At 73.8% G+C, this 3,809-nt stretch carries 4 protein-coding genes; 1 reads left to right on the top strand and 3 read right to left on the bottom strand.

Annotated features, from left to right (window positions below; genetic code table 11):
- Positions 1–7 precede the first annotated feature (7 nt).
- From AC0CYZ_RS18825 to AC0CYZ_RS18815, 3 genes are all read right to left on the bottom strand, one after another.
- Positions 8–772, bottom strand: a complete 765-nt coding sequence (locus AC0CYZ_RS18825) for a dienelactone hydrolase family protein (RefSeq protein ID WP_472218077.1) — start codon at positions 770–772, stop codon at positions 8–10.
- Between the two features lie 102 nt (positions 773–874).
- Positions 875–1,420: a FumA C-terminus/TtdB family hydratase beta subunit gene (locus tag AC0CYZ_RS18820; RefSeq protein WP_472218074.1), complete on the bottom strand. Its 546-nt coding sequence runs from the start codon at positions 1,418–1,420 to the stop codon at positions 875–877.
- Entirely contained in the window at positions 1,417–2,271 is an 855-nt protein-coding gene (locus AC0CYZ_RS18815) for a fumarate hydratase (RefSeq protein WP_472218072.1), read from the bottom strand. Before AC0CYZ_RS18815 ends, AC0CYZ_RS18820 begins: the two co-directional genes overlap by 4 nt.
- A 125-nt stretch (positions 2,272–2,396) precedes the next feature.
- On the opposite strand from AC0CYZ_RS18815, the gene AC0CYZ_RS18810 reads away from it, so the two are divergent.
- On the top strand, positions 2,397–3,809 hold a 1,413-nt coding region (locus AC0CYZ_RS18810), incomplete at its 3' end, for an APC family permease (RefSeq protein WP_472218070.1).

Raw genomic sequence — 3,809 nt, 5'->3', positions numbered from 1 at the left:
GTGCACATCAGGCGGCTCCCACGGGGTCCTGGACGAGGTGGGTGTCGAGGAAGGCCGCGACCTTCTGCCAGCCGTCGACCGCGGCCTCGGGCCGGTAGGACGGCCGGTCGACGGAGAAGAACGCGTGCCCCGCGCCGTCGTAGCGGTGGAACTCGTAGGTCTTGCCGTGCTGCTGGAGCAGCTTCTCCAGCTCGTCGACCTGGTCGGGCGAGGGGTAGGAGTCGTCGTTGCCGAACAGGCCGAGCAGGGGAGCGCCGAGATCGCCGATGCGGTCCGTGAGCGGGGAGACCTGCAGCGGGAAGCCCTCCGGCGGGGTTCCGATGACGAACGCCCCGTAGCAGTCCACGGCCGCCTGCACGTCGACCTCGATCCCGGTGAGCACCGCCTGGCGCCCGCCGGAACAGAACCCGATGACCCCGACGGCGCCGGTGGCGTTCGGCAGCGTGCGCAGCCAGGCCGCGGCGCCGGCCGCGTCGCCGACGAAGCGCTCGTCGGGGACCCCGCCGTTGGCGCGGGCGGTGGCGGCCGCGTCGTCGGGGTCGGCGTCGGGCGCCTCGCGGGTGTACAGGTTCGGGCAGATCGCGGAGTAGCCCATCGTCGCGAAGCGGCGGGTGATCTCCTTGGTGCCGGCGTCGTAGCCGGGCATGTGGTGGATGACGATCATCCCGGCGTGCGGGCCGGGGTCCATCGGTCGCGCGGTGTAGGCCTCGATGAGGTCGCCGCCGTGTCCCCGGATGCCGATCGTCTCGGCGAGGACGGCGTCGTAGCGCATGCAGGCACTCCCTCCACGTCGGTGCCGGCGGCACCGCTCGGACCGATCAGAGCACTTCGGCCGCGGCGGGGCAGGGCCGGGGCGCGGTGCGTCCGGTTTGCGTCACGCGCGCCGGTAGCTGGCCGGGCCGTCGTCGTAGAGGTCGGCGCCGTGCAGGTCGTTGACGACGAGCGCGGGGAAGTCCTCGATGGTCAGGCGCCGGACCGCCTCGGCGCCGAGGTCCTCGTAGGCGACGACCTCGGCGCTGGTGATGCAGCGGCTGAGCAGGGCCGCGGTGCCCTCGATCGCGCCGAAGTAGACGCAGCCGTGGGTGCGCATCGACTCCTTGACCGCCTCGTTGCGCCGCCCCTTGCCGATCATCGCCTGCAGGCCCCGCTCGACCAGCATCGGCGAGTACGCGTCGCAGCGGCTGGCGGTGGTGGGGCCGGCGGCGCCGATGACGTGGCCGGGGCGCGCCGGGGTGGGGCCGACGAAGTAGATCGTGGCACCCTCGACGTCGAACGGGAGGTCCTCGCCGGCCTCGATGGCGGCGGCGAACCGGGCGTGGGCGGCGTCGCGGGCGGTGTAGACCGTGCCGGAGAGCAGGACGGAGTCGCCGGCGCGGAGCCCGGCCGGGTCGTCCAGCGGCAGCCGGAGCGAGGCCGTCACAGCGTCACGCTCCGCACCCGGTGGGAGTGGCAGTCCAGGTTGATCGCCACGGGGAACGCCGCGATGTGGGTCGGGTAGGCCTCGACGTGCACGGCCACCGTCGTCACCGTCCCGCCGAACCCGGCCGGCCCGATCCCGGTCGCGTTGATCGCCTCGACGAGCTCCGCCTCGAGCTCGGCGAGCGTCGGGTCCGGGGACGGCGAGCCGGTGGGGTCTCGGGTGAGGGCCCGCTTCGCCAGGACGGCCGCGCGGTCGAACGTGCCGCCCATCCCGATCCCGACCGTCACCGGCGGGCTGGCACTCGGCCCGGCCTTCTCGATCGTCTCCACGACGAACCGCTTCATGCCCTCGACGCCCGCGGCCGGGGTGAGCATCCGCAGCGCCGACATGTTGTCGCAGCCCGCGCCCTTCACCAGCAGCGTCAGCTCGATCCCGCTCCCGGGCACGAGGTCGTAGTGGACCATCGCCGGGGTGTTGTCGCCGGTGTTGACCCGGTCGACGGGGGAGCGGACCAACGAGGCGCGCAGGTAGCCGTCGGAGTACCCCTCGGCGACGCCGCGGTCGATCGCCTCCGCCAGCGAGCCGCCCGTGAAGTGCACGTCCTGGCCGATCGTCAGGAACACCACCGCGTACCCGGTGTCCTGGCAGAACGCGATCTGCTCGGCGGCCGAGACGCGGGCGTTCTCCAGCAGCCGGTCGAACACCTCGCGCCCGATCGGCGACTCCTCGGCCGCCCGCCCCCGCTCCAGCGCCGCGACGTGGTCCTCGCGCAGCTCGTGGTTGGCCTCGACGCACAGCTTCCGGACGACCGCCTCGACCTCGGCGACGTCCACGGTCCGCAGCTCCGGCACACGACAGGCCTACCGCACGCGTCGTCGTCGTGCACACCCACCGCAGCTGACGTGAACGACGCTTTGCTGACGTCCAGGGACGAGGAGCACACCGACAGGGCGACTTTCCTGACAGGCTCGCCGTCGTGCCGGACACGACGGGCGGGGGCTACGCGACGGCGTTCCCGCGCGTGCTCCGGCGGTTCGCGCTCTTCGCGATCGCGTTCTCCGTCGTCTCGATCACCACCGGGATCTTCGTCAACTACGCCTACGGGCTCACCACGATGGGGCCCGCCGCGGTGTGGCTCTGGCCGGTCGCCGCCGTCGGGCAGGTGCTCGTGGTCCTCGTCCTCGCCGAGCTCGCCGGGCACATGCCGCTCGCCGGGGCGAACTACCAGTGGACGGCGCGGCTGGTCGGGACCCGCTTCGGCTACACCGTCGGCGCGCTCGGCCTGCTCTACGGGGCGGTCGGGCTCCCGGGGATCGCGCTCGTCGGGCTCGCCCCGCTGTCCGCCACCGTGCTCGGGCTCGACGCGGCCGACCCGACGACGCTGCTGCTCATCGCCGTCGTCGCCCTCCTGCTGGCCTTCGGGGTCAACATCGTCCGGGTCGCGTGGGCGGCCCGGGTCAACAACCTCGCGGTGTTCGCCGAGATCGCGGGCACCGTCGTGCTCTCGGTGCTCCTGCTCGGCCTCTGGGTCCACGGGCACGCGGGCACCCCCGACGGCGGGCACGGCCTCGGCTTCCTCGGCACGGTGAACCCCGGCACCCCGGTCGCCGACGCGGTCGTCGGGGGCGCGCTGATCGGGATCTTCACGCTCGTCGGGTTCGAGGCCGCGGCGGACATGGCCGAGGAGGCCGTCGACGCCCGCCGCACCGTGCCCCGGGCGATGATCGCGGCCGCGGTGATCTCCGGGGTGCTCGGGCTCGTCGCGCTGATCGGCTTCACGGTCGCGATCCCGGACCTGGCCGCGGTCGAGGCCTCGCCGGTCCCGCTGGCGGACATCGCGCGGTACTGGCTCGGCCCGGTGCTCACCAGGGTCTTCCTGGCGATCGTCGTCTTCTCGATGTTCGCGCTGCTGGTGGTGGCCGCCGCGTCGAACTCCCGGCTGCTCTTCGCGATGGCCCGCGACCGGCTCCTGCCCGGGTCCCGCCTGCTGGCGCGGGTCAACCCGACGACCGCCACACCGGTCCCGGCCCTGGTCACGTCGCTGATCGTGTGCCTCGTGCTGCTCGCCTACGGCACCCTCGACGGCGCGGCGTTCACGGTCCTCGTCGGCGCCACCGCCCTCGTCCCGTACCTGATCTACCTGCTGACGCTCGGCGGCTACCTCGCCCGGCGCCGCCGGCTCGCGGCTACGGGGGAGCCGGGCTTCTCCCTGGGTCGCGCCGCCCTGCCGGTCGCCGGCCTCGCCCTGGTCTGGCTCGTCGTGGTGGTCGCGGCGCTCACGCTGCCCGAGGCGTTCCGCGCGGCCGACCACGTCGTGCTCGGCAGCCTCGCGCTCACCGGGCTCTGGTACGTCGCGGTGCTCCGGCGCCGCCTGCGCGACGGGACGGCC

It is taken from the genome of Actinomycetospora sp. (assembly GCF_055612215.1).
The sequence above is the reverse complement of the archived record's forward strand: the minus strand, read 5'-3'. Positions and strand labels throughout refer to the sequence as shown.

What these genes read in the sequence shown, in the direction of transcription:
- AC0CYZ_RS18825 (WP_472218077.1), bottom strand. Translation starts at nt 772, where the DNA reads ATGCGCTACGACGCCGTCCTCGCCGAGACGATCGGCATCCGGGGACAC.